We start from the raw sequence: 21035 nt of genomic DNA, 5'->3' as shown, positions 1-21035 counted from the left end.
GCGCCGGTCGCGGGGGCGGCGCCGCCCCCGTGCTTGGCGTGGACGCCCCGCACACCCGTTGGTGTGGTCGTAGCCATTGAATTCCTTGTCTTACGTCTCTTGCCGCATGGGTGTACGGGTGTACGAGTCTTGGTAGCGCCAGTCCCGGCAGTCGCCGAAGCTGTTGCGCAGCCGCTCCAACATCGCGGCCAGCTGCCCGACCTCGTCGTCGGTCCAGTCGTCGAGCGTCCGTGCGAACATCTCGGTCGTCCGCCGGGCGAGCTCGCTGATCAGCTCCAGGCCCGCCGGGGTGAGCCGCAGGATGCGTGAGCGCTTGTCCGCCGGGTCCGGGGACCGCTCGATCCAGCCACGCTCGGCGGCGTGTGCGACATGCCTGCTGCTCACCGACATGTCGACGGCGAGCAGCTCGGCGAGGCGGCTCATCCGCATCTCGCCGTGCCGGTCGAGAAGGGTCAGTACGGCGGCGGTGCCGGCCGGGCACTCGGCGGGCAGGATGCGCGCCAGCCCCCGTTTGACGGCGCCGACGGCACTGAGCTGTCGGGCCAGTTCCGCGTACTGACTCTGTGCTGCGGCCATGGGCCCTCCCGACATCTTGTTGCTTGGGGCAACCATAGAACCATAGAAGCTGTTGGTTGCTACAGGCAAACGAAAACGGGCCGAGTGGAGTAAAGGAACCCAAAAGGCTTCGCATGCCCGAGGTCAATGCCCGGCGCGGGAACTGTCGCGGAGCCGTCACCGGATCTGTCGCGGGGCTGTCACCGGATCTGTCGCGGAGCTGTCACTGGGGCCGTCGCGGGGCTGTCACGAGCGGTGTCCGTGCTGTCACGAGCCCTGTCCGTGAGGGCGGGTCAGTTGGGGTGCGTCAGTTGGGGCGTATCAGTCGGTGGTGGGCCCGGCGTTGGACGCGATCCGCGCGTTCGCTAGGGTCCTGGCGTATGGCACACAACCCCCATGCCCCGCAGGGCCCCGAGGGCAATCCCGACCCCGCGGGCAGCACCCAGATGTTCCGTGCGTTCGTCGACGACGGCGAGCCGCAGCGCCGACAGGCGCCGCCCCAGGAAAGCGGGCCGAAGGTCGGAGTGATCGTCGGCGTTGTCGCGGCCGTCGTGGTCCTGGCCGTGGTGGCCTGGCTGGCCTTCGCCTGACCCGGTCCCATAACCCGGTCTCGTAACCCCGTCCCGTAACCCGGTCCGGTCGTTCCGAACCCCGCCCGCGACATCGCCCGAGAACGGGCGAGGGGCGGGGTCCGCGGGCCTCAGTCCGAGATCAGCCCTTCCCGCAGCTGCGCGAGCGTACGGGTCAGCAGCCGCGAGACATGCATCTGGGAGATGCCCACCTCTTCGCCGATCTGCGACTGGGTCATGTTCGCGAAGAACCGGAGCATGATGATCTGGCGCTCGCGGGGCGGCAGTTTGGCCAGAAGCGGCTTGAGCGACTCGCGGTACTCGACGCCCTCAAGCGCCATGTCCTCGTAGCCGAGCCGGTCCGCGAGCGAGCCCTCCCCGCCGTCGTCCTCCGGCGAGGGCGAGTCCAGCGAGGAAGCGGTGTACGCGTTCCCGACCGCGAGACCATCGACCACGTCCTCCTCCGACACGCCCAGTACGGCGGCGAGTTCGGGGACGGTCGGCGAGCGGTCCAGCTTCTGTGCCAGCTCGTCGCTGGCCTTCGTCAGCGCGAGACGCAGCTCCTGGAGCCGGCGCGGCACCCGCACCGACCACGAGGTGTCCCGGAAGAACCGTTTGATCTCGCCGACGACGGTCGGCATCGCGAACGTCGGGAATTCCACGCCACGTTCGCAGTCGAACCGGTCGATCGCCTTGATCAGGCCGATCGTGCCGACCTGGACGATGTCCTCCATCGGCTCATTGCGGCTGCGGAACCGGGCCGCCGCGTAACGCACCAGCGGCAGATTCAGCTCGATGAGGGTGTCACGTACGTAGGTGCGCTCCGGGCTGTCCTGATCCAGCACGGCGAGCCGCAGGAACAGGGAGCGGGACAGAGTGCGGGTGTCGATGGCTTCCGGCTGGGACACACGCGGCTGGACCACGTGGTCGAGAGCATCGGGCGCGGGAGCGCTCTTTGTGAGCGTGAGCACCTTCGAGCTGCCCTGTTCTACGGACATGCCACCCCCTTGAGGTCGCGGACGGTCGCGTCGGCCGCTCCCGTCGGTGGAACGCAGCCTCCACCTGAATACCGGAGCCGGGAGTGCGGCAAACGCGGTTCCAGCAGAATGTCACATGTCGGCAACACGCTGTAGTGACTTGTCGACAAGTGAGCGCTGGATCCGCCCTGGAAAGAGGGGGTGTGGGGCTTTTCGAGCGGCGAAAGGGAGTCGAAGTGGGTCTACCCCTGTGGGTTACGACTCGATCCGATTTGCGGATCGCAGTCGGGCAAAGCTTCTGGCCAGAAGTCTTGACACATGCATCTGGGAAACCCCCAGTTCCTGACTGATCTGGGACTGTGTCAGGTTGTTGTAGTAGCGCAGCATCAGGATCCGCTGCTCCCTCTCGGGCAGCTGTACGAGCAGATGCCGCACCAGATCGCGATGCTCGACCCCGGCCAGCGCCGGGTCCTCGTAACCGAGCCTGTCCAGCAGGCCCGGGAGTCCGTCACCCTCCTGGGCGGCCTCCAGTGAGGTCGCGTGGTACGAGCGCCCCGCCTCGATGCAGGCCAGTACCTCGTCCTCGGAGATCTTCAGCCGATCGGCGATCTCGGCGGTCGTGGGGGAGCGGCCGTGTGCCGTCGTCAGGTCCTCGGTCGCGCCGGTGACCTGTACCCACAGCTCGTGCAGTCGACGCGGGACATGGACCGTCCGCACATTGTCCCGAAAGTAACGTTTGATCTCGCCGACGACGGTCGGCATCGCGAACGTGGGGAACTGAACCCCGCGATCCGGGTCGAACCGGTCGATGGCGTTGATCAGACCGATCGTGCCGACCTGGACGACATCCTCCATGGGCTCATTGCGGCTGCGGAACCGGGCCGCCGCATAGCGCACCAGCGGCAGATTCGCCTCGATGAGCGCTCCGCGCACCCGGGTGTGTTCCTCGCTCCCCGGCTCAAGCCCTTTCAGCTCGGCGAAGAGGACCTGGGTCAGCGCCCTGGTGTCCGCGCCCCGGCTCTGTGACGTGGGGCGGGGCTCGGTCTCGATCTGGGGCAGCAGTTGAGGCGTAGTACTGGCCGGCACGGTGACGCCACCCCTTTGCGGTCGACTACGTCAACTCATCCGTCAAAAGCGGTCATAGCATCACAAGACATGTCCACTGTGTGCAAGCACCTGAAAAAACCGTGTTGACGGCAAGATGGAGCAATAAACCCAAAAGCCCCACACCGAATGGGTGCGGGGCGAGGAGGGGGGAGGCTCAGAACTCGTAGTCGGCGATCACCCAGGTGGCGAATTCACGCCACTGCGCGACGCCCGCCTGGTGCGCCGGGTGGTCCAGATAGCGCTGGAGCGCATCGTGATCGGCGACCGCCGCGTTGATGGCGAAGTCATAGGCGATCGGGCGGTCGCTGATGTTCCAGGCGGACTCCCAGACCTCCAGCTCGGGCACCTGCCCGCCGAGCTCCTTGAAGGCCTTCACCCCGGCGACGACACGCGGCTCGTCGCGCGAGACACCCTCATTGAGCTTGAAGAGGACCAGGTGGCGGATCACGGGCACTCCTTGGAGGACGCGGGGAGAAGATGGAGGGGGCGCGGGACCGGTGGCGTGGGTCGGCGGCGCGGACCGGTCCGTGACCGAGCGTCGGTCAGTTGATGAGTTCGGACATGAACTGGCCGACACCCTGAGCGGCACTGGAGATGCCCTCGAACCCTACCTGGACAAGATCGGCGGCCCGGGCAGGCGACGTGATGATCGTGTACAGCACGAAGACGGCGACCGCGTACAGCACTATCTTTCTCGCTTGCCCCATCCGCCGCTTCCTCCCCTGTCTTCCCAGTGCGGTCGCGCGTGAGTCTAACCGTATGAACACCTGTGCCCAGAGGTCGCTCTCACACACGACTCCGCCCCCGGGAGAGGGCGTCCGCTCGGCCTGTCCATGCTGATGCCCCGAGCGGGGACGACCGGTGTCCTGGGGGCGAGACGTGGGGGTCGGAAAGGCGAACCCTCGCGTGCGCGGGGGCCGCGGGAGCCGAACTGGGAGGTTATGCGGGTCGGCGCCTGCTTTTACTTGCTTCTGCGGTTTCCGGCACAGTGCTCCTTTTCTCGCACGGGAAGTGCCGGTGAACCCGCCCTTTCTTCTGCCGGCATCCTCGTGTCCCCCTATCTGTTCCTGGGGGATCGCCGCGGGCTATCCGTCGCCGGTCTTCGGCCCGTCCTCACCCGGCTGCTCGATCCTCGCCTGCTCCACCAGCTCCGGATACGGATCCTCGTCGTCCAGGTCCGACACGTGCAGCGTCATGACCGACCACGGGACCGGACAGGGCGGGGCGTGGTCGGGGTCCGGGCAGAGGATTCTGGTGATCTGCTCCTCGATCTCGTCGACCTGCTGCCGCGTGGCGTACACGCCCAGCCGCACTTCCCAGATGCTCCGCTCTTCGGACATCGCCGGCCTTCCTGCTGGCACCCATTGAAGTGAATGAAGAAGTGAAAAAGTGGATGAAAAGGGGCGGGGGCGAATCGGACGCCTCCCGCCCTTTTCGGACGACCTTTTTGGACGCTACCAGACGCGCTTCGCGTCGCAGTGGCGCTTGTAGTGGTTGGCCGGAACGGGGACGTTGCGCTTGGCGTCGTTGATCGCGGCCTGCTTGGAGTTGCCGCTGCCGTCCGCGCGGTCGTAGCCGACGACGTTGTTGTCGCTGATGCGAACAATCTGGCACTGGACCGTCGCGTACCAGGTGCGCTGGATCGAGATGCCGCCCCGCGGAGCGGCCTCGGGGAAGGCGGTGGCGGAGGCGGCGGGCGCGACGAGGCCGCCGAGCGCGAGGGTCATCGCCCCCACGGTCAGCGCGGTACGGAACTTCTTCACGGGGTCCTCCTGGATTCGGTGAAGCACGGGACGTGCGTTCTTTGCGGCCGCGGCGCCTCCGACCCTCGCACCCGCACCCGCCGAACGCAGTGGCTGACAGCCGGGTTGGCAGTGCGTCGGCAGGTGGCAGCCGCAGGACTGCCACACCGTCGGACCTGCCACGGACTGCCAACGACCCAGGGCCCGCACCGAGCTCTGAACCGACGCGGCCTCCACCGCTACGTACTGGTCGTAGCGACCACGACCCCGGAGGAGACCCATGGTGTACGACACGGCCCACCCGCCCCTGGCGGGACAGCGCGACAACCCCTCGCTGGTGACCGTGGTCGGCACGGAACTGGCCCGCAACAAGCGGGGGTTCGTGCCCTGGTACCACCTGCTCGCGCCGATCGTCATCACCGTCCCGCTGTTCCTCGGGGCGCTCGGCTCCTCCGAGGCGAAGGCCGGGCAGACCTTCGAGGTGTTCCGCAATGTGACGCTGGAGTTCTGGGGCGTGCTGGTGCCGATGACGGCGGGGCTCGCCGCGGCGCTGACGGTCCGCGCCGACCAGGACGCCTGGCGGCTGCTGCTGTCGTACGGCGTCCCGCGCCGCCGGTACTTCATGGGCAAGGTGGCCGCCCTCGGCGTGCTCGGTCTCGTGTCCTCCACGGTGCTGCTGGTGATGCTGTCGCTGGGCGCGATGATCAGTGGAAAGTTCCCCGGCGCGATGGGGACGGTGGTCGCGGCGGTCTATCTGCCGTGGCTGGTGGGGCTGTCGATGACGGCCCTGGCGGTGCTGGTGGCGGTGATGTGGGGCACGGGCCCGAGTATTGGGGTGGGTGTCGCGGGGCTGTTGTGCGGAGCGCTCGTCTCGGACAAGGACTTCTGGTACGCCGTTCCGTTCGCCTGGCCCATGCGGGTGGTGCTGCCGCTGGCCGGGATCGGGCCCAACGGGGTGCCGTTGCCCGACGGCAGTCCTGTGACCGCCATGTCGGCGATCCCGCTCGCCGTCGTCCTCGCCGTCGCGCTGACCGCGGTCCTGCTGGTCGTCGGCAGCGCGCACATGAGCCGTAAGGAGATCTGACCATGACGACGACGGCTACCCCCGCGCTGTCCATCCGGCGGCTGCACAAGCACTACGGCACCCATCGCGCCCTCGACGGCGTGGACCTCACGGTGTCGCAGGGAGAGGTCTATGGCCTGCTCGGGCCGAACGGCGCCGGCAAGACGACTCTGATGAAGACGGTGCTGGGTCTTCAGCGGCCCACGTCGGGCGGTATCGAGCTGTTCGGCGGGCCGGTCGGGCGAGAGGCGCTGGCGCGGGTCGGCGCGCTGATCGAGGTGCCCGGTCTGTGGCCGACGCTGACGGGCGACGAGACGCTGCGGCTGCACGCCTCGCTGCGCTGTGTCCCGAAGGAGTGGATCGAGCCGGCCCTCACCCTGGTGGGGATGACCGGGGCGCGTGACCGCAAGGTCGGCGCGTACTCCCTCGGGATGCGATGGCGGCTGGGCATCGCCGTGGCGCTGCTGGCGCGACCGCGGCTGATCATCCTCGACGAGCCGACCAACGGGCTCGATCCCGTGGGTATCCGGGAGATGCGCGGGATCATCCGGTCGCTGGCCGGCGAGGGCGTGGCGGTACTGATCGCCAGCCATCAGCTGGCGGAGGTGGCCCAGGTGTGTGACCGGGTGCAGGTGCTGGTGGCGGGGCGGACGCAGTACGAAGGTCCGCTGGCCGGGCTCGCCGCCGACGGTGATCTGGAGGCCGGGTTCTTCCGGCTGCTGGAGACCGCGGATGCGGGCGTGCGCTGAACGGCCCCTTCAGGGACGGCCATGTCCGGTACGGGCCTCCGCTCCGGGGCGACCCTCTCCAGGACGGTTGCCTTCCCGCCCGCCCGGCCCCGAGGGCAGCCTCCGGAGCCGACCCTTTCCGGGACGCCTCCGGCCCCGGGGACATCCCGGGGTCGGGGACAGCATCAGGGCCGGGGACAGCATCAGGGCCGGGTGGACATGTCTCGGCAGGTCCCGCCGTGGCGGTGGGACGTTCAGCCGGCCTGCGACCGGACGCGGTCACCGGAATCGGCCGGTGCCGAGACGACGGAGATCAGTTCGGCACGGCCCCGGACGCCGAGTTCGTCGTAGATCCTGCGGATGCGGCGGTACATCGACCGCTCCGAACAGTAGTGACGGCGAGCTATCTCCGACACCGTCATGGACGTGCGGAGCTGGCGGACCAGCTCCCGGTCGGCCCGGTGCAGATCCGGGACCGTCGAGGCTTCCGTCGCGAGCAGGCCGGGGAGGGCCACGGGCCGCGTGACCCTCTGCTCGGTGACGCGTACGGTGGCCGGCCGGGCGTCGGCGGGGACGGTGGCCGGAACGCCGGCGTGGGTGATGGCGTGGGTGATGGCATGGGCCCGCAGTTGCGCGTGCACCATGCCGATCTGGCTCTCGCCCGCGATGGCCACGTTGAACACGAAGTTCGCGCCGGAGCGGATGGCGTAGTAGGTGTGGTGGCCCGAGAGGTCGTTCGTGACGGCGATGAGCAGGGACAGCGGGTGCCGTACCCGCAGAGCGCGCAGCTCCTCGGCCTGGAACTCGCTGTTGACCGGTAGCAGCACCGGCAGGCTGAGCCCACCGGAAGCGTTCAGTTCCTCTTCGTCCACGAAGTCGACGTGGTCAAGGCTGCGGCGGAGCGTCTCGAACGGTGAGTCCGCCGAACCCGCCGAGTCGAAGTGACTCCTGAGGCCGGCATGGACCAATACATGAAAAGGCTGGGACTCGTGCACTGCGTTCTTCCCCCGTGTGTTGTGGATCCCTCTTGTTCGTCGCGGTCGTCGGTCGTGGCGGCGCGGTCGTCTAGTCGTCGCGGTGGTCTGGTCGTCGCGGTGGTCTTGTCCGTGTGCCGGTCGGCTGGTCAGGCGGGCCGGCGGAGTCAGCTGGTCAGGCGGGTCGGCAGAGTTTCATGGTTCGGCTGAGCAGGACACCGATACTCACCTTGCCGCCTCCGTCGCCGGAGGCGCGCACCGAATCGATGTCCGCGTACCCCGCTTCCCGGGCACGGTCGTTGAGCGCGTAGGTGGTGCCGTCGGGGACGGTGAAGACAGCCTGGTCGCCGTCGCGGCACTCGGCGGTGCCGTGATCGACGTTCAGCGGCCACATGTAGCCGAGGTTCTTCTCGCTCATCGCCTGCTTCGTGGTGGTCGGGCTGGGCAGCGGTACCGGATCCCCGGTGGCCGGGTCGCTGCGACCGGAGCCCGAGCAGGCGGTGAGCGCCAGCAGGATCAGGCCGGTGAGTGCGGACGCGGTGACGGTGGTGCGGGTTCGGGTTTTCGCGATCATGTGTCGGTCATTTCGTCTCGGAGCGTGCGGTTGTCTCGGGTGGTGCTGTCGGCGGCGAGCAGTGCGGCGTAGCCGTCCTCCAAGGACGGCTCGACCGGGCGGGCGTCGGGCGCCGGCGTGGCGGTGACGATGCGGTACTCGGCCTCCCCGGCCGTGTTGACCGCGCTGACCACCTGTGCGCCCGGGGGCGGTCCGGCCCCCGGACCGCCCGCCCGGACGACGTACGTGTGGCCCGCGGCCTGGCTGACCAGCGCGGCGGTGGTGTCGTGGAAGACCAGCCGGCCGGAGGCGAGTACGGCCACGTCCGAGCAGGTCTGGGCCACGTCGTCGAGGATGTGGGTGGAGAGCAGGACGGTGCGACCGCCGCCGAGTCCGGCGAGCAGGGCGCGAAAGCGCATCCGTTCGTGCGGGTCGAGGCCGGTGGTCGGCTCGTCCACGATCAGTACGGACGGGTTGCCCAGCAGGGCCTGCGCGATGCCGATACGCCGTCTCATGCCGCCGGAGTGGCCGGCGAGTCGCTCGGACGCCCGGTCCTCCAGGCCGACTTCGGCGAGCCGCTCCGCCACCTGGCGGCGGCGTTCCCGCTTGTCGTGGATGCCTTTGAGCACAGCGATGTAGTCGAGGAACTCGCGTGCCGTCAGGTCGGGGTAGAGGGACAGCTCCTGCGGCAGGTAGCCCAGGGAGCGTTTGGCGGCGGTGAGGCCCGCGGTTGTCGAGAGGTCGTGGCCGGCGACCGTGACCCGGCCCGAGGTAGGCCGCAGGACGCCGGTGAGGATGCGCAACAGGGTCGTCTTTCCCGCCCCGTTGGCGCCCAGCAGGCCGACGGTACCGCTGTCGACGTGCAGATCGACAGCGTCCAGCGCACGGCGTCCGCCACGGTAGACCTTGGTCAGCTGCTCCGTGGTGATGTTCATGATGCTCCGTGTCGTCGGATACGGGCGACGAGGTGGCCGAGCGCGTGACAGGCCAGGGCCGTCGCGAGGACGAGGGCGAGGTTCAGCAGCGCGGTGGTGTCGCTCACGGCGGGGCGGAGGGCTCCGGTGCCCTCCCGGGTCGCCCATACGGCCGGGGCATGCGCCCAGGCGACGAGCGGGTAGCCGCCGAGCGGTGACAGGACGGTGCCGGTGACCGTGGGCACCGGTGAGAACGACGGCGGGAAGTGGCAGGCCCACAGCCAGACCATGACCAGGACGGCCCGCGCGACGGCCACCGGCATCAGCAGGCCGAGCAGCCCGCCGAGCGCCGTGGCGAGTGCCGCCGCCGGGAGGACGGCGGTCAGGAGTGCGAGCACCGCCGAGCCGAGCGGCGCGGGGGAGCCCTCGGTGGCCGCGACCGCTCCCCCGTACAGCAGGAACAGCGCGGCGACCGGGGCCAGGGCGGTCAGCAGCGGACCGGTGAGGGTCCCGGCGGTGCGGGCCGTCGCCGCGGCCGGGGTGGCGGTGAGCAGTTCGGGCAGGCCGCGCGTCTCCAGGGTCCTGCGCAGCACATCGGTGAGGGCGATGCCCACGCCGAGCGTGCAGAAGGTGTTGACGAGCACCGCGGCGGCGCCTGTTCTGGCGGTCGCGTCGGCGTGCCCGACGATGGCGGGCGAGGAGACGGCCAGCAGCAGGCTCAGCAGGGCGAGCGGCACCACGGCGCCCCAGACGACCTTGCGGCGGGCGGCCATCAGCGCCTCGTACCGCAGAGTCCACAGCAGTGCGCCCATCATGTCTCCCCGTCGGAGGTGTACGGGGCGGTGCCCCGGTCGAGCCGGGCGCCCGCCCGCCCGGGTTCGAGGGCCCTGAGGGCCCGTACGGTGAGCAGGGCACCGGCCGGCAGGGCGAGCAGGGCCTGTGCGGTCCCGTCCGGCACGACCCGGTCGACCAGCAGCAGCTTGGCCAGGACGGCCGCCACGACCAGGCCGGTGGCGGGGGCGGCGGATCCGGACCGGACCGTGGCCCAGACCGCGCCGCCGCTGAGCAGGACCGTCAGTCCCGCCAGTTCCAGCAGGACGGCCGCCGGGTCGAACTCCCGGGGCCCGGTCAGGGCCAGCAGCGTCACCAGCACCCCCGCCGCCAGGGCCGCGACGGTGACGGGCCAGGACAGCCGGCGGGCCACGGCGAGCGGGTAGCGGGTGGGCAACGACAGGTGCAGCTCAAGCAGTTGCTCGCGTGCCACCACGGCCGCGCAGGCCAGTGCCGTGGCCGCGGGCAGGGCGCAGCTCAGCAGGGAGCGGCCCAGCAGCATGCCGGCGCCGGAACCGGTCGTACTGGTGAGATAGGCGAGGAGCGCCGCCATCACAGGGAGGAGGAAGGCCTGTCTCCCGCAGCGGCGTGCCTCGTGTGTCCACCGCGTCGCAGCGGTCATGTCACGGCTCCACCATCTTCCTGACCCCCGTTTTCCCTTCTCGTTGTCGTGCCCCTGGCGGGCTTCGCGCGTGCTGCTCCCTTCCGGCCGTCGGGCCCCCGATGCACGGGTGGCGTACCGCCGTTCGCGGTCGGCTACGGGGGCGCCGGCCCCTGGCGGCGGTACACCCTGTACGTAGCGGCGGAGCGCCCCGAGGTTCACGGCCCAGGGGGTGGACGCCGGGTGCGCATCGGGCCGGTTACCGCGAGGTGGTGTCCAGAGAGGTCCGCATGGCGCCGACGGCCCAGCCCAGGAGGGCCACGGCCAGGGCCAGCGTCCAGGGAGTCGTGGACAGCAGGGGACCGAGGAGGGCGTCGAGCGGGGTGGTGAAGATCCCCTGGGGTCCGCTCACCACGCCCAGCAGCCATATCGTCCCGCCCGCCGCCGCCCCGGCCGCCGGGCTGAACCTGACCGAGACCGCGAGGGCGCAGGACGCGGCCAGCAGGGACTGCCCGAGCCAGGCCGAGACCACCCGCGACCAGCCGGGCGGCCCGTCCACCAGGGTGGAGCAGAGCAGGGCCAGCGCCACGTCGACGCAGAGCACCACCGTCAGCCGGGCCAGGAACACGGCCGTGGGCGGGACCGGGAGGGTGACGAGCAGTTCGCGTCGCGGGTCCCAGCGGGGCGAGGCCGTCATCAGCGCACCGAGCATCACCAGCAGCACCGCCACCGCGGCGAACAGCCGCAGCCCGAACCGCTCGTGCGCCTGCACCGACGCCAGCAGCGCCGCCCCCAGGAAACCGGCCGCGCTGAGCGGCGCCCAGCTCTTCGGCATCAACACGGCCTGTCGGACGACCAGTTGCCAGGTCGTCCGCAAGGAGTCGCGGATGTGAGGGGTGGGGGGCGCGGTGGCCGCGGGGCTTCCCGGCACGACAGCCGGAACGTTTCCGGCGTTGGCGTCGTCCCGTCCTGCGGCGGTCCGTGCCTCCGCCCCCGCCAGCACGCCCCCCAACAGCACCTCGAACGAGGGCGGGGACACGGTGTGCTCCGCCGCCTCCGCCCGCACCGCCGCCCGGATGTCCCGCCACGCCGCCATCCGGGTACGGCAGTCGGCGCATCCGGCCAGGTGGCCCGGGGAAAGCGGGTCGCGCGGTGCCGTGTGCGCCAGGCGGCCCAGGGCGTCGTCCGTGTGCGCCAGGCGGGCCAGGGCGTCGTCCGTGAGGTGTTCTGTCGTCATCGTCGTTCCGCTCCTTCCAGCCGCCCGGCGGCGAGCATGCGGCCCAGCCGCTGTCGCGCCTGGGACATTCTGCTCTTGACGGTGCCCACCGGGATGGCGAGCACGGTGGCCACTTCCGGATAGGGAAGCTCCTCGACCAGGACCAGCGTGAGCACCTCGCGCAGATGCTCCGGCAGTGCCGCCACGGCGGTCAGCAGCTCGGCGCGCTCGGCGTCCCGCATGATCTGGTCCTCCACGCCCGGTGCCGGATCCGGCACGTCCCTGGCCTCGGCCAGGTCGGTCAACCGCGGCCGGGCGCGGCGCAGTTGGTTGTGTGCCTGCCGTCTGGCCACGCCCATCACCCACCCCTTGACCGAGGACTCGCCGCGGAACGCGGTCGCCGAGCGCCACACCGCGAGCCAGGTCTCTTGCAGGATCTCCTCCGCCACGCCCTGGTCGGAGGTGAGTCTGCGGATGAGACGGAGCACGGCGGTGGCATGCCTCTCGTAGAGGACACGCAGGGCGGTTTGGTCGCCGGCGGCAACGGCGGCGAGCAGGGCTTCGTCCGGACACACACCCCATACGTATCCAAAAGCGCCGGGCCGGTTCACGGATTGTGCCGTTCCTGACGATTCTGGCTGGAACTCGACCGGCGCTGGGCCCCCTCAAACGCGCCCCTCAAACGCGCCCTTCAGCGCACCCCTCGACGCTGCCCCTGCCACAGGACTGCCATCGCTGCCATTCCGGTCCGGAGCTGTTGTCCAGCCCCGAACGCGCATGGTTCGGTGATGTCCGGATCGCGATTCACACACATTCGTCCGATTCTTGCGAAGGAGTACCCGCATGGGCAGCATCAACGCACCCGTCCTGTCCACCAAGGACACGGACCTGTTCGACCTCGACCTGGAGATCGGCGTCGAGAAGTCGGTCGCGGGTCCTGCCATCACCAGCGTCTCGTGGTGCACCCCTGGCTGCACCAGCGAGGGCGGCGGCTCCGGCTGCAGCCACTGCTGCTGACGGCACACGACACGACAGGAGCCATGGGGCGGGGGCCCGCCCCGCCCCATGGGCTTCTCCCGGCACACGGACCGGAACGGCAGGACGACAAGGAGGAGCACACCGTGGGGGCATCGTCGACGGAACACCGGAACCGGCCGGAGAAGCTGTTCGAGGCCAGGGACATCTTCCTGTACCGGGCGCCCCTGGCACCGCACGGCCCCGGCCTGCCCCTGCCCACGGCGGGCCCCCGGGACCTGGACGCCTGCGCCGCCCTGCTCGGCTCGGTCCACGCCGACCCCGCCCTGAGCGAGGCGCTCGACCTGGCCTCACCCAGCCTCAGCGCCATGATCCGCCGTGTCACGGAGCGTGGCCCGCACGGGATCAAGGCGGGCCAGCTGCGCCGGGCCGCCCTCGCGGTGCTGCGCTACGACATCCGGATGCGGACCCGGCCCACCCCCTTCGGCCTCTTCGCCGGCGTGGCCACCGGCCAGTTCGACTCCACGGCCAAGCTGGAGCGCGGCACGCGACACCGCACCCGCACCCACGCCGACATGCAGTGGCTCACCCGGCTCGGACACCGCCTCGAACAGGACCCGGCCGTCCTGTCCACGCTCACCGTCCGGGCCCACCAGGCCCTGGTCGTCCGCGGAAACCGGCTGGTCCTCACCTCGTCCTCCGCACAGGGCGTCCGCCTCACCGAGGGCGGCGAGACACGGTCCACGGTCTCCGTATGCCACACACCCGTCGTCGAGCGCGCCGTGACCGAGGCCGCGGCGCCACTGCCGTACGGGGAACTGGCCGGGCGCCTCGCGGACGCCTTCCCCGGCGCACCCGTCGAGAAGATCCGGGCGCTGATCGGCGAGCTGGTGCGGCAGGAGATCCTCATCACCGGGTTACGTCCGCCCCTGGACGGCGGCGATCCACTGCGGCATGTACTGGACCTGCTCGCACCCGTGGCGGAGGCGTCCGAGGAGACCCGCCGCCTCCACACCGCGCTGCTGGCGGTGGACCGCGAGCGGCAGGCGTACGACGCGGTGGGCGTCGGTGCCGGGCGCGAGCGGCTCGGCCGACTGCTGGAGACGGCGCGCTCGGTGGAGCCGGACGACACCCCCCTGCACATCGACACCCGCCTCGACAGCGCCCTGCATCTGCCGTATGCGGTGAGGGAGGTGATCGAGCGTGCCACGGACGTGATGTGGCGGCTCTCCCGCCCCAAGCTGGGACTGTTCGCACTGCGGGACTACCACCGCCGGTTCCTCGACGTGTACGGCGCCGACCGCCTCGTACCGGTCCTGGATCTCCTGGACGAGTCCACGGGCCTCGGCGCCCCGGCCGGTTACGGCTGGCCCAACGGCGACACGCCGCCCGGCCCCGCGCCCGACACCCCGCGGACGGCACGCCGGGACCGGGCCATGGCCCGGCTGGTGGCCGCGGCGCAGCGGGCCGGGCGGCGCGAGGCGGTCCTCGGTGACGCGGACCTCGACGAGCTGTGCCACGACAGCGCCGATCCGGCGGAGCTGCCCAACTCCGCGGAGGTGACCGTGCAGGTCGCCGCGGGCTCGGTGGAGGCCCTGGACGACGGGGACTTCAGGGTCTTCCTCTCGCCCTCGCCCGGGTCGCACCGCGCCGGGTCGACCTTCGCCAGGTTCGCCGACCTGCACCCCGCCTGGCGTGCCGAGTTCGCCGCGCTGCACCGGGACAACCCGGTGCACGTGGAGGACGCCGTCGCCGTCGACCTCGCCTTCCGCACCCGCTCGGGAAGGGCCGCCAACCTGGCCCACACCACTCCTGCCACCGGCCGCCGCATCAGCGTCGGCGTGCCCGACGTGTCAGGCACGGAGGAACTGCGCCTGTCGGACATCGGCGTCGGCGCCACCCTCGACCGGCTCACCGCCGTCCATCTGCCCACCGGCCGCGAGATCGTGCCCGTGCTGGGCAACATGGTCAGCGCGCCCGCCCAGGCCCCCAACGCCGTACGGCTGTTGTGGGAGATCGGCCTGGAGGGGCAACGGCTGTGGGAGCCATGGAACTGGGGGCCGCTGGCCGACGCGCCCTTCGTCCCCCGGGTCCGGTACGGCGCATTCGTGCTGGCCTGCGCCGTGTGGCGGCTGGACGAACCCCGCGCATGTGCCGCGGACGCGCGGGGCGCCGACTGGGACCGCGCGGTCGCGGACTGGCGTGAAGCCTGGGACGTACCGCGCCGGATCCTCGCCGTCACCGCCGACCAGCGCCTGCTGCTCGACCTCGGCGACGCCTGGCACCGCGAGCTGCTGCGCGACCAGGTGCTGCGCCACCCCGACCTGATCGCCCAGGAGGTCCCCGGCGAGTACGAGGGCTGGCTGGAGAGCCCGCTCGCCGGGCACACCTTCGAACTGGTCGTCCCGCTGGTCCGCCGCGAGAGGGGCCTGCCCCGGCGCAAGCCGTACGCCGGACGCCATCAGCCCACCCGTACCAGGCACGGCCTGGGCGGTGAGTGGCTGTACGTCAAACTGCACGGCTCCGCCCGCGCCCAGGACGACCTGCTGCGCCGCCACGTCCCCGAACTGGTGGCGCTGGCCGCCGAGAAGGGCGCCGACGGCTGGTTCTTCATCCGCTACACCGACGAGGCCGGCCACCACCTGCGCCTGCGCCTGCACGGCTCCCGGCCCGAGGTCCTGTGGGGCTCGGTAGCGCCCACGCTCGGCGCCCTGCTGGAGCGCTGGCACCAACAGGGCCTGCTGCGCGGCCACACGGTCGCCCAGTACGACCCGGAGACCGAGCGTTACGGCGGTCCGGCCGCCCAACGGCTCGCCGAACAGGTCTTCCAGTACGACAGCGAGGCCGCCCTCGACCTGCTGCGTCTGGCCAAGGACCCGGCGAACGCCCACACGGTCGATGACCTCGCCGCCCTCTCCTGCGCCGCGCTGGCCCACGCCTTCGGACCGCCCGCGCCCCACCACCCCCTGCTCACCGAGGACTTCGGCGACGACGCGGCGGCGGCCTGGCTCTCCATGACCGGCTCGCGCCGGGACCTGCCCGCCGCCTTCCGCGGCCGGGCCGCCCACTGGCGCCGCACCCTCGACCCCTACGGCGGCTGGCCCTGCCTGGACCCCGCCGGCGCCGCCGCCGTGGCGGCCCTGCGCGCCCGGGACGCGGCGGTCCGTCAACTCGCCGACGCCGTACGGGACTCAGGAATCACTCCCGAGGGCCGCGTCGTCGGTAGTTTGCTGCACATGGTCTGCAACCGCCTCTTCGGTGGCCAGAGCGCCCGCGAGCTCACCGTCCTCGGGATCGCCCGGGGCGCCGTCCAGGACAATTTCCAGCGCCGGAGCCATACCTCATGAGCACCGCCACGCTTGGGGCCGGGGAGGCGGTGGCGCTGGTCGCCGACCGGCTCGCCGACCCCGCACACGTCGCGGCCGTCGCCTCCCGCGACGACAACCGCGATCCCATCTACGACTCCGTCATGTGGGGGCCGATGACCCTCGCCAACGGCCTGCCGGGCACCGCGCTCCTCTACGCGGAACTGGCCCGCACCGACGAGGCCTGGCGGCAGGTGGCCCACCGGTACATCGCCGCCGCGGGACGGGCGATGAACTCCGCGCCGAGCCGAGGACTGTTCTCCGGCCCCGCCGCACTGCTCGCCGCCGCCCAGAGCTGCGCGGGTCCGGCCGGCCACTACGGCGCACTGCGCCGGAAACTGGCCGCCTGGGTCGCCGAGGACCAGCGGGAGCGGCTGCACGTCTTCCGTGAGCGGGCCGCGAGCGGCGGCACCGGTGTCGACTGGGCCGCGTACGACCTGATCAACGGGGTCTCGGGCGTCACCCGCCTGCTCCTGGACTCGGCGGCCGACCCGGCCGAGACCGGCCCCGACGTCGAGTCCGCCCTGACCGACTCCCTGCGCCACCTCGTGCGCCTCACCGAACCCGTCCGGGTCGACGGCCACGAGGTCCCCGGCTGGTGGGTACCGGCCGCACTCCAACTCGGCGAACGTGACCGGCACACCTATCCCCGCGGCGATTTCAACCTGGGCCTGGCCCACGGCATCGCCGGGCCGCTCACGGTGCTCGGCTCCGCCCGGGCCGCCGGGCACCGGGTGCCCGGCCTGCACGACGCCGCGCACCGGATCGCCGACTGGCTGCTGGGCTGGACGCTGCACGACGAGGCCGGACCGTACTGGCCGGCCCGGGCGAGCTGGGACGACGAACTGGCCGTCGACCGGCCGCGCGAGCTGTTCACCAGAACCGCCTGGTGCTACGGCGCCCCGGGCGTCGCCGCCGCGCTCTTCCACGCCGGGACGGCCTTCGACCGGCCGGCCTGGCGCACCGCCGCCGTCGACGCACTGCGCGCGGCGCTGCGGCGGGACGAGTCCAAGTGGGCGATCGAGGGAGCCACGGTCTGCCACGGCCACGCCGGACTGCTGCGTGTCGTGGCCAGGGTCGCGCATGCCACCGGCGACCCCGGACTGCTGGCCGGTCGCGACCGGTTGACCGCCAAGGTCGTCGACTGTGCCGATGAGGACGCCCCCTTCGGCTTCCGCCACCTCATGCGCTTCCCGGCCGCCGCGCTGTCACCGGTGCCGCACCGGGCCGTGGACACGGCGGGGCTGCTGGAGGGCGCGGCGGGAGTCGCGCTGTCCCTGCTGCCGGTCGATGAGGGGCCACTGCCGTGGGACCGGGTGCTGGGACTGGTCTGAGCCTCCGGATTCCGGAAACCGAGCGAATCGAGGAGAACGACGTGTCGACCGACTTGTCCACCGACGTGTCCACCGACCGGTCTTCCGGCCTGCCTTCCGACCGGTCTTCCGGCCTGCCTTCCGACCGGTCTTCCGACCTGTCCTCCGGCCGGTCTTCCGACGCGTCGGCGGCCTTCGAGCTGAGGGGCCTCGTCGTGCGCTACGGCAAGGTGCGTGCCGTCGACGGCGTCTCGGTCAGCTCTCCCCCGGGACGTATCACCGCGCTCCTCGGCCCCAACGGCGCCGGAAAATCAAGCCTGCTGGGCGTGTTGTCGACGGCCTCCCGGCCGCACTCCGGCACGGTTCGTGTCTTCGGGCACGACGTGCTGAAGGCCCCGATGGCCGCCCGCCGCCGGCTCGGCCTCGTCTTCCAGGAGCGCACCCTCGACAAGGAACTCTCCGTGGAACGGAACCTGTGGTTCCATGCCCGGCTGTTCGGCATGAAACGGGCCGACGCCCGCGCCCGCATCGATCTCATGCTGGACCTTTTCGAACTGACCGACCGGCGTCGTCAGCCGATCGAGGAGCTGTCCGGCGGACTGGCCAGGCGGGTGGAGATCGCCCGCGCCCTGCTCCACCGCCCCGGCCTGATCGTCCTCGACGAGCCCACCAACGGTCTCGACCCCTCCGCACGGGCCACCGTGTGGGCCGATCTGCTGCGTCTGCGCGACCGGCTGGGTGTCACCGTCCTGTACTCGACCCACTACATGGACGAGGCCGAGTACGCCGACGAGATCGTCATCCTGCGGCAGGGACGGGTCGTCCGGCAGGGCAGCCTGGAACGGCTCAAGAGCAGCCTGGACTCCTCCCGCATCGTGGTGTCCTGCGCCGACGACGAGGCCGCCGCCCGTCAATTGCGCGCCGCGGGCTTCGCTCCCCTGCACGAACCCGGCGGAGTCGCGGTGCACTGCGCCGATCCCGAGGCGCGGATCGCGGAGGTGGTGCGCGCCCTCGACGTGCCCGGTCTGACCGTCGCCGTCCACCACCCGTCCATGAACGATGTCTACTTGGCGGCCGCGGCCGTACGGGAGAGCGACGACCGGCCGGCGGGCGACGACCGGTCGGAGAGCGGCCGGCCGGAGAGCGATGACCGGCCGGAGAGCGGCCGACAGGAAGGCGGGAGCACGCCGTGACCACGACCACCGCCCCCGGACTCGCCCAAGAGCCCGGCGCCCAAGAGCCCGGCGCCCAAGAGTCCCGCTCCGAGGACGGCCGCCTGACCGTGGCACTGCGCGCCATCGGCGTCATCGCCCACCGCGATCTGCTCCGGCAGGTCAAGCGCCCGGGCATGCTCGTCAGCCAGGGCGTGCAGATCCTCTTCTTCGTCCTCGTCTACGCCGTCGGCTTCAACGGCATGATCGGCTCGGTCGGTTCCGTGTCGTTCAGCGCGTACGTCTTCCCCGGCATCATCGCCATCCAGGTCGTGTCGATCGGCGTCGCCTCCGGCCAGACGTACGCCTGGGACCGCGAGTACGGCGTGCTGCGCGAACTTCTCGTCGCCCCGGTCCCCCGGATCTGTCTGCCCCTGGGCAAGGTGGTCGCCGGGGCGGGCATGGTGACGGCGCAGAGCGTCGTGATGCTCGCCTTCGCCCCCCTGACCGGGGTCGAGCTGACGCCGGGCCGGTTCACCGCCGCGGTCGGCGCCTACGCGCTCGCCGCGGTCGTGTTCAGCGTCATCGGGCTGTGCCTGGCCACCGTCATCAAGCGGGTGCAGACGCTCCAGGCTGCCGTCCAACTGGCCATGTTCCCGATGCTGTTCCTCTCCGGGTCGGTCTTCAGCGCCCAGGACGCCCCCGACTGGCTGGCCTGGATCATGCACCTCAACCCCATGACGTACGCCGTTGACCTGGCCCGCCAGACCCTGCTGGGCGACGGTGGTCTGCTGCCGTGGTGGGCGGACCTCGGCGCCCTCGCCGGAATCCTGGTCGCGGTCCTGACCGTGCTGCGCGTCCGGAGCGCGCGATGAGCGGCGCCCGGCCGACCGACTCACTCACCGAGGACGAGGCGGCCACACAGGTCCTGGCGGGCGCCCTGCGCTGGATCGAGGACCGGCTGGAGTGGTTCGCGCCCGAGCGGTGGGAGGAGTTCCTGCCCCGCCGCCCCTTCCGCCCAGGCCCGCTCCTCGAACTCCTCGGCCTGGTCCGGGTCCTGGCCCGCGCGGGCGTCCTCACCAAGGATGCCCCGCTCGCGACAGGCGCCCTCGACCTCGCCGAACGGGCCGCCTCCGACGTGTCCTTCACGCGCGGACTGCGCACAGGCGACGCCTTCTTCCCGTACCACCTCAATCTGATCGCCCTGCTGGAACTGCTGGGACGCCCCCGCGCCGAGACCCGCGCGGCATGTCAGGCGCTGCTCGCGGCGGACGCGGGCGCCCACGCCCAGCCGTACAAGCCGGTGCTCAACCGGATCGAACTGCGTTACTTCGTGGACCGCGGCGGATTCACCGCCCCGCCGTGCCTGCCCGAGGCCCGCGCGCTCCATCGCGAGAGCATCGCCGCACTGGACCCGGACGTCCTCCAGTTGAGCGAGAGCGAGACCTACGCCCTGACCCATGTCGTCTTCTACGCGACGGACTTCGGCCACCAGCCCCTCGATCTCGGCGGGCCCGAGCCGACGGCCCGCCTCCGCGAGACCGTACGCGTCCTGCTCGGCGTGCACCTGGCCCGCGGCAGCCTGGACCTCCTGGCCGAGATGCTGCTGTGCGAGGCGGCCCTGGGCGAAGGGCCCGTCGTGGACCCGCTCCCGGGAGAGGGCTGGAACGCGCTGGCCCGCGCGGCCCGGCCGGACGGTGCCGTGCCCGGCCCCGTGCACCGCCCCGAGGTCCTGGCCGGTCTCCAGGGCGACAAGGCCACCGCGTACCTCTTCGGTACCTGCTACCACACGACGACCGCGGCGGCCCTGGCGGCCACCGTACGCAGAGACCGGAGGCGTCCCGCACAGAGCCCCGGCGGCCCCCTGACGCCGTCCGCGGATCCCGCCCGCGTGCGCGCCTGGGCCCACGAGGTCTCCACGACCGCCGCCACCGCCCCCGCCGCCATCCGGGCGGCCTGGGCCGGCCGACTCGACGCACTCCTGGTCCTCGGGGTCCAGGCCCACGACCCGGACATCCTCGCCGAAGTCCTGCGAGCCGCCGAACAACTCGGCCGCTCCGACCACCCCGTCCCTCGACGGGCGGCGGCACTATTGGCCGCATGGACCGGGTGAACCGCCCGTGGCCGAGGCCGGGTCCTCGGCCAAGATCCCGCTGCCGGCCCGGGACCAACCCGACACGCGCGGGGTCCACCAGCGATGCCGTGCTGTCGGTGCGGCCGGAAGCGCGTGGGTTCCCGGATTCCTGCGGGTCAGACCTTCAGAACTCGGACGAGACCTCCGCTTTTGGGGAGTCAGGCAGATGGGTTCCTCGATGCTGGTGTGTAGATCGACTGTGCAGACCCCGCCCTCATCTGTGTGATACCGGGGTCTGACGGGATCCGCCGACAGGGGTACGACCAA

23 protein-coding genes are annotated in these 21035 nt (G+C 71.4%); 9 read left to right on the top strand and 14 right to left on the bottom strand.

What is annotated here, in order from left to right:
* Positions 1-90: 90 nt before the first annotated feature.
* On the bottom strand, positions 91-576 hold the full coding sequence (locus ABTZ59_RS08300; RefSeq protein WP_351392610.1) for a MarR family winged helix-turn-helix transcriptional regulator: 486 nt from the start codon (positions 574-576) through the stop codon (positions 91-93).
* A gap of 359 nt (positions 577-935) precedes the next feature.
* Here ABTZ59_RS08300 and ABTZ59_RS08295 point away from each other — a divergent pair, with 359 nt between their 5' ends.
* Positions 936-1145, top strand: a complete 210-nt coding sequence (locus tag ABTZ59_RS08295) for a hypothetical protein (RefSeq protein ID WP_351392606.1) — start codon at positions 936-938, stop codon at positions 1143-1145.
* A gap of 110 nt (positions 1146-1255) precedes the next feature.
* On the opposite strand, the gene ABTZ59_RS08290 is transcribed toward ABTZ59_RS08295, so the two are convergent.
* From ABTZ59_RS08290 to ABTZ59_RS08265, 6 genes are all read right to left on the bottom strand, one after another.
* On the bottom strand, positions 1256-2122 hold the full coding sequence (locus ABTZ59_RS08290; RefSeq protein WP_030349953.1) for an RNA polymerase sigma factor SigF: 867 nt from the start codon (positions 2120-2122) through the stop codon (positions 1256-1258).
* Between the two features lie 234 nt (positions 2123-2356).
* A complete protein-coding gene (locus ABTZ59_RS08285; RefSeq protein WP_351392603.1) occupies positions 2357-3187 on the bottom strand; it encodes an RNA polymerase sigma factor SigF in 831 nt (276 codons plus the stop codon).
* 175 nt (positions 3188-3362) lie between these two features.
* The gene (locus ABTZ59_RS08280) at positions 3363-3656 is read right to left on the bottom strand and encodes a Dabb family protein (RefSeq protein ID WP_249951584.1); all 294 of its coding nucleotides are present in this window, start codon (positions 3654-3656) and stop codon (positions 3363-3365) included.
* Between the two features lie 94 nt (positions 3657-3750).
* Positions 3751-3915 carry a hypothetical protein gene (locus ABTZ59_RS08275; RefSeq protein ID WP_249951585.1) on the bottom strand — a complete coding sequence of 55 codons (165 nt, stop codon included), beginning with the start codon at positions 3913-3915 and terminating at the stop codon, positions 3751-3753.
* Positions 3916-4293: 378 nt separating this feature from the next.
* On the bottom strand, positions 4294-4548 hold the full coding sequence (locus ABTZ59_RS08270; RefSeq protein ID WP_351392599.1) for a hypothetical protein: 255 nt from the start codon (positions 4546-4548) through the stop codon (positions 4294-4296).
* Positions 4549-4662: 114 nt separating this feature from the next.
* Complete coding sequence (locus ABTZ59_RS08265) at positions 4663-4971, bottom strand: hypothetical protein (RefSeq protein WP_351392596.1); 309 nt, start codon at positions 4969-4971, stop codon at positions 4663-4665.
* A gap of 259 nt (positions 4972-5230) precedes the next feature.
* On the opposite strand from ABTZ59_RS08265, the gene ABTZ59_RS08260 reads away from it, so the two are divergent.
* Entirely contained in the window at positions 5231-6034 is an 804-nt protein-coding gene (locus ABTZ59_RS08260; protein ID WP_351392593.1) for a lantibiotic immunity ABC transporter MutE/EpiE family permease subunit, read from the top strand.
* A gap of 2 nt (positions 6035-6036) precedes the next feature.
* Positions 6037-6762, top strand: coding sequence for an ABC transporter ATP-binding protein (locus ABTZ59_RS08255; protein ID WP_351392591.1), 726 nt, complete (start codon positions 6037-6039; stop codon positions 6760-6762).
* A 233-nt stretch (positions 6763-6995) separates the two neighbouring features.
* Here ABTZ59_RS08255 and ABTZ59_RS08250 read toward each other — a convergent pair whose 3' ends face one another.
* From ABTZ59_RS08250 to ABTZ59_RS08220, 7 genes are all read right to left on the bottom strand, one after another.
* Complete coding sequence (locus ABTZ59_RS08250) at positions 6996-7613, bottom strand: helix-turn-helix transcriptional regulator (protein WP_351392588.1); 618 nt, start codon at positions 7611-7613, stop codon at positions 6996-6998.
* Positions 7614-7890: 277 nt separating this feature from the next.
* Positions 7891-8289 (bottom strand): DUF2511 domain-containing protein, encoded by a 399-nt coding sequence (locus ABTZ59_RS08245; RefSeq protein WP_351392585.1) that lies wholly within the window; start codon positions 8287-8289, stop codon positions 7891-7893.
* Positions 8286-9203, bottom strand: coding sequence for an ABC transporter ATP-binding protein (locus ABTZ59_RS08240; protein ID WP_351392582.1), 918 nt, complete (start codon positions 9201-9203; stop codon positions 8286-8288). Before ABTZ59_RS08240 ends, ABTZ59_RS08245 begins: the two co-directional genes overlap by 4 nt.
* Positions 9200-9994, bottom strand: a complete 795-nt coding sequence (locus ABTZ59_RS08235) for a hypothetical protein (protein ID WP_351392579.1) — start codon at positions 9992-9994, stop codon at positions 9200-9202. The genes ABTZ59_RS08240 and ABTZ59_RS08235 overlap by 4 nt, the downstream gene beginning before the upstream one ends.
* Positions 9994-10635: a hypothetical protein gene (locus ABTZ59_RS08230; RefSeq protein WP_351392576.1), complete on the bottom strand. Its 642-nt coding sequence runs from the start codon at positions 10633-10635 to the stop codon at positions 9994-9996. Before ABTZ59_RS08230 ends, ABTZ59_RS08235 begins: the two co-directional genes overlap by 1 nt.
* Before the next feature lie 238 nt (positions 10636-10873).
* Positions 10874-11851 (bottom strand): hypothetical protein, encoded by a 978-nt coding sequence (locus ABTZ59_RS08225; RefSeq protein ID WP_351392573.1) that lies wholly within the window; start codon positions 11849-11851, stop codon positions 10874-10876.
* Entirely contained in the window at positions 11848-12405 is a 558-nt protein-coding gene (locus ABTZ59_RS08220) for an RNA polymerase sigma factor (RefSeq protein WP_351392570.1), read from the bottom strand. Before ABTZ59_RS08220 ends, ABTZ59_RS08225 begins: the two co-directional genes overlap by 4 nt.
* A 268-nt stretch (positions 12406-12673) precedes the next feature.
* Between ABTZ59_RS08220 and ABTZ59_RS08215 the strand changes: the two genes are divergently transcribed.
* The 6 genes from ABTZ59_RS08215 to ABTZ59_RS08190 all read left to right on the top strand — a co-directional run bounded on the left by ABTZ59_RS08215 (position 12674) and on the right by ABTZ59_RS08190 (position 20747).
* Positions 12674-12847 (top strand): gallidermin family lantibiotic, encoded by a 174-nt coding sequence (locus tag ABTZ59_RS08215; RefSeq protein WP_249951597.1) that lies wholly within the window; start codon positions 12674-12676, stop codon positions 12845-12847.
* Between the two features lie 104 nt (positions 12848-12951).
* On the top strand, positions 12952-16152 hold the full coding sequence (locus ABTZ59_RS08210; protein ID WP_351392567.1) for a lantibiotic dehydratase: 3201 nt from the start codon (positions 12952-12954) through the stop codon (positions 16150-16152).
* Complete coding sequence (locus ABTZ59_RS08205) at positions 16149-17504, top strand: lanthionine synthetase C family protein (RefSeq protein WP_351392564.1); 1356 nt, start codon at positions 16149-16151, stop codon at positions 17502-17504. Before ABTZ59_RS08210 ends, ABTZ59_RS08205 begins: the two co-directional genes overlap by 4 nt.
* A 41-nt stretch (positions 17505-17545) precedes the next feature.
* Positions 17546-18676, top strand: coding sequence for an ABC transporter ATP-binding protein (locus ABTZ59_RS08200; protein WP_351392562.1), 1131 nt, complete (start codon positions 17546-17548; stop codon positions 18674-18676).
* Positions 18673-19509: an ABC transporter permease gene (locus ABTZ59_RS08195; protein WP_351392559.1), complete on the top strand. Its 837-nt coding sequence runs from the start codon at positions 18673-18675 to the stop codon at positions 19507-19509. Before ABTZ59_RS08200 ends, ABTZ59_RS08195 begins: the two co-directional genes overlap by 4 nt.
* Complete coding sequence (locus ABTZ59_RS08190) at positions 19506-20747, top strand: DUF6895 family protein (RefSeq protein ID WP_351392556.1); 1242 nt, start codon at positions 19506-19508, stop codon at positions 20745-20747. The genes ABTZ59_RS08195 and ABTZ59_RS08190 overlap by 4 nt, the downstream gene beginning before the upstream one ends.
* The last annotated feature ends 288 nt before the right edge of the window (positions 20748-21035 follow it).

Source organism: Streptomyces sp. NPDC094034, assembly GCF_040303865.1.
Lineage (GTDB): Bacteria > Actinomycetota > Actinomycetes > Streptomycetales > Streptomycetaceae > Streptomyces.
Note: the sequence above shows the minus strand (reverse complement) of the source record. Positions and strands in the feature narration are given on the sequence as shown.

Bases quoted from the DNA above. Each gene is read 5' to 3' on its own strand.
- ABTZ59_RS08300 (WP_351392610.1), bottom strand. From the start codon at position 576: ATGGCCGCAGCACAGAGTCAGTACGCGGAACTGGCCCGACAGCTCAGT.
- ABTZ59_RS08295 (WP_351392606.1), top strand. From the start codon at position 936: ATGGCACACAACCCCCATGCCCCGCAGGGCCCCGAGGGCAATCCCGAC.
- ABTZ59_RS08290 (WP_030349953.1), bottom strand. From the start codon at position 2,122: ATGTCCGTAGAACAGGGCAGCTCGAAGGTGCTCACGCTCACAAAGAGC.
- ABTZ59_RS08275 (WP_249951585.1), bottom strand. From the start codon at position 3,915: ATGGGGCAAGCGAGAAAGATAGTGCTGTACGCGGTCGCCGTCTTCGTG.
- ABTZ59_RS08270 (WP_351392599.1), bottom strand. From the start codon at position 4,548: ATGTCCGAAGAGCGGAGCATCTGGGAAGTGCGGCTGGGCGTGTACGCC.
- ABTZ59_RS08260 (WP_351392593.1), top strand. From the start codon at position 5,231: ATGGTGTACGACACGGCCCACCCGCCCCTGGCGGGACAGCGCGACAAC.
- ABTZ59_RS08255 (WP_351392591.1), top strand. From the start codon at position 6,037: ATGACGACGACGGCTACCCCCGCGCTGTCCATCCGGCGGCTGCACAAG.
- ABTZ59_RS08245 (WP_351392585.1), bottom strand. From the start codon at position 8,289: ATGATCGCGAAAACCCGAACCCGCACCACCGTCACCGCGTCCGCACTC.
- ABTZ59_RS08240 (WP_351392582.1), bottom strand. From the start codon at position 9,203: ATGAACATCACCACGGAGCAGCTGACCAAGGTCTACCGTGGCGGACGC.
- ABTZ59_RS08235 (WP_351392579.1), bottom strand. From the start codon at position 9,994: ATGGGCGCACTGCTGTGGACTCTGCGGTACGAGGCGCTGATGGCCGCC.
- ABTZ59_RS08230 (WP_351392576.1), bottom strand. From the start codon at position 10,635: ATGACCGCTGCGACGCGGTGGACACACGAGGCACGCCGCTGCGGGAGA.
- ABTZ59_RS08225 (WP_351392573.1), bottom strand. From the start codon at position 11,851: ATGACGACAGAACACCTCACGGACGACGCCCTGGCCCGCCTGGCGCAC.
- ABTZ59_RS08215 (WP_249951597.1), top strand. From the start codon at position 12,674: ATGGGCAGCATCAACGCACCCGTCCTGTCCACCAAGGACACGGACCTG.
- ABTZ59_RS08205 (WP_351392564.1), top strand. From the start codon at position 16,149: ATGAGCACCGCCACGCTTGGGGCCGGGGAGGCGGTGGCGCTGGTCGCC.
- ABTZ59_RS08190 (WP_351392556.1), top strand. From the start codon at position 19,506: ATGAGCGGCGCCCGGCCGACCGACTCACTCACCGAGGACGAGGCGGCC.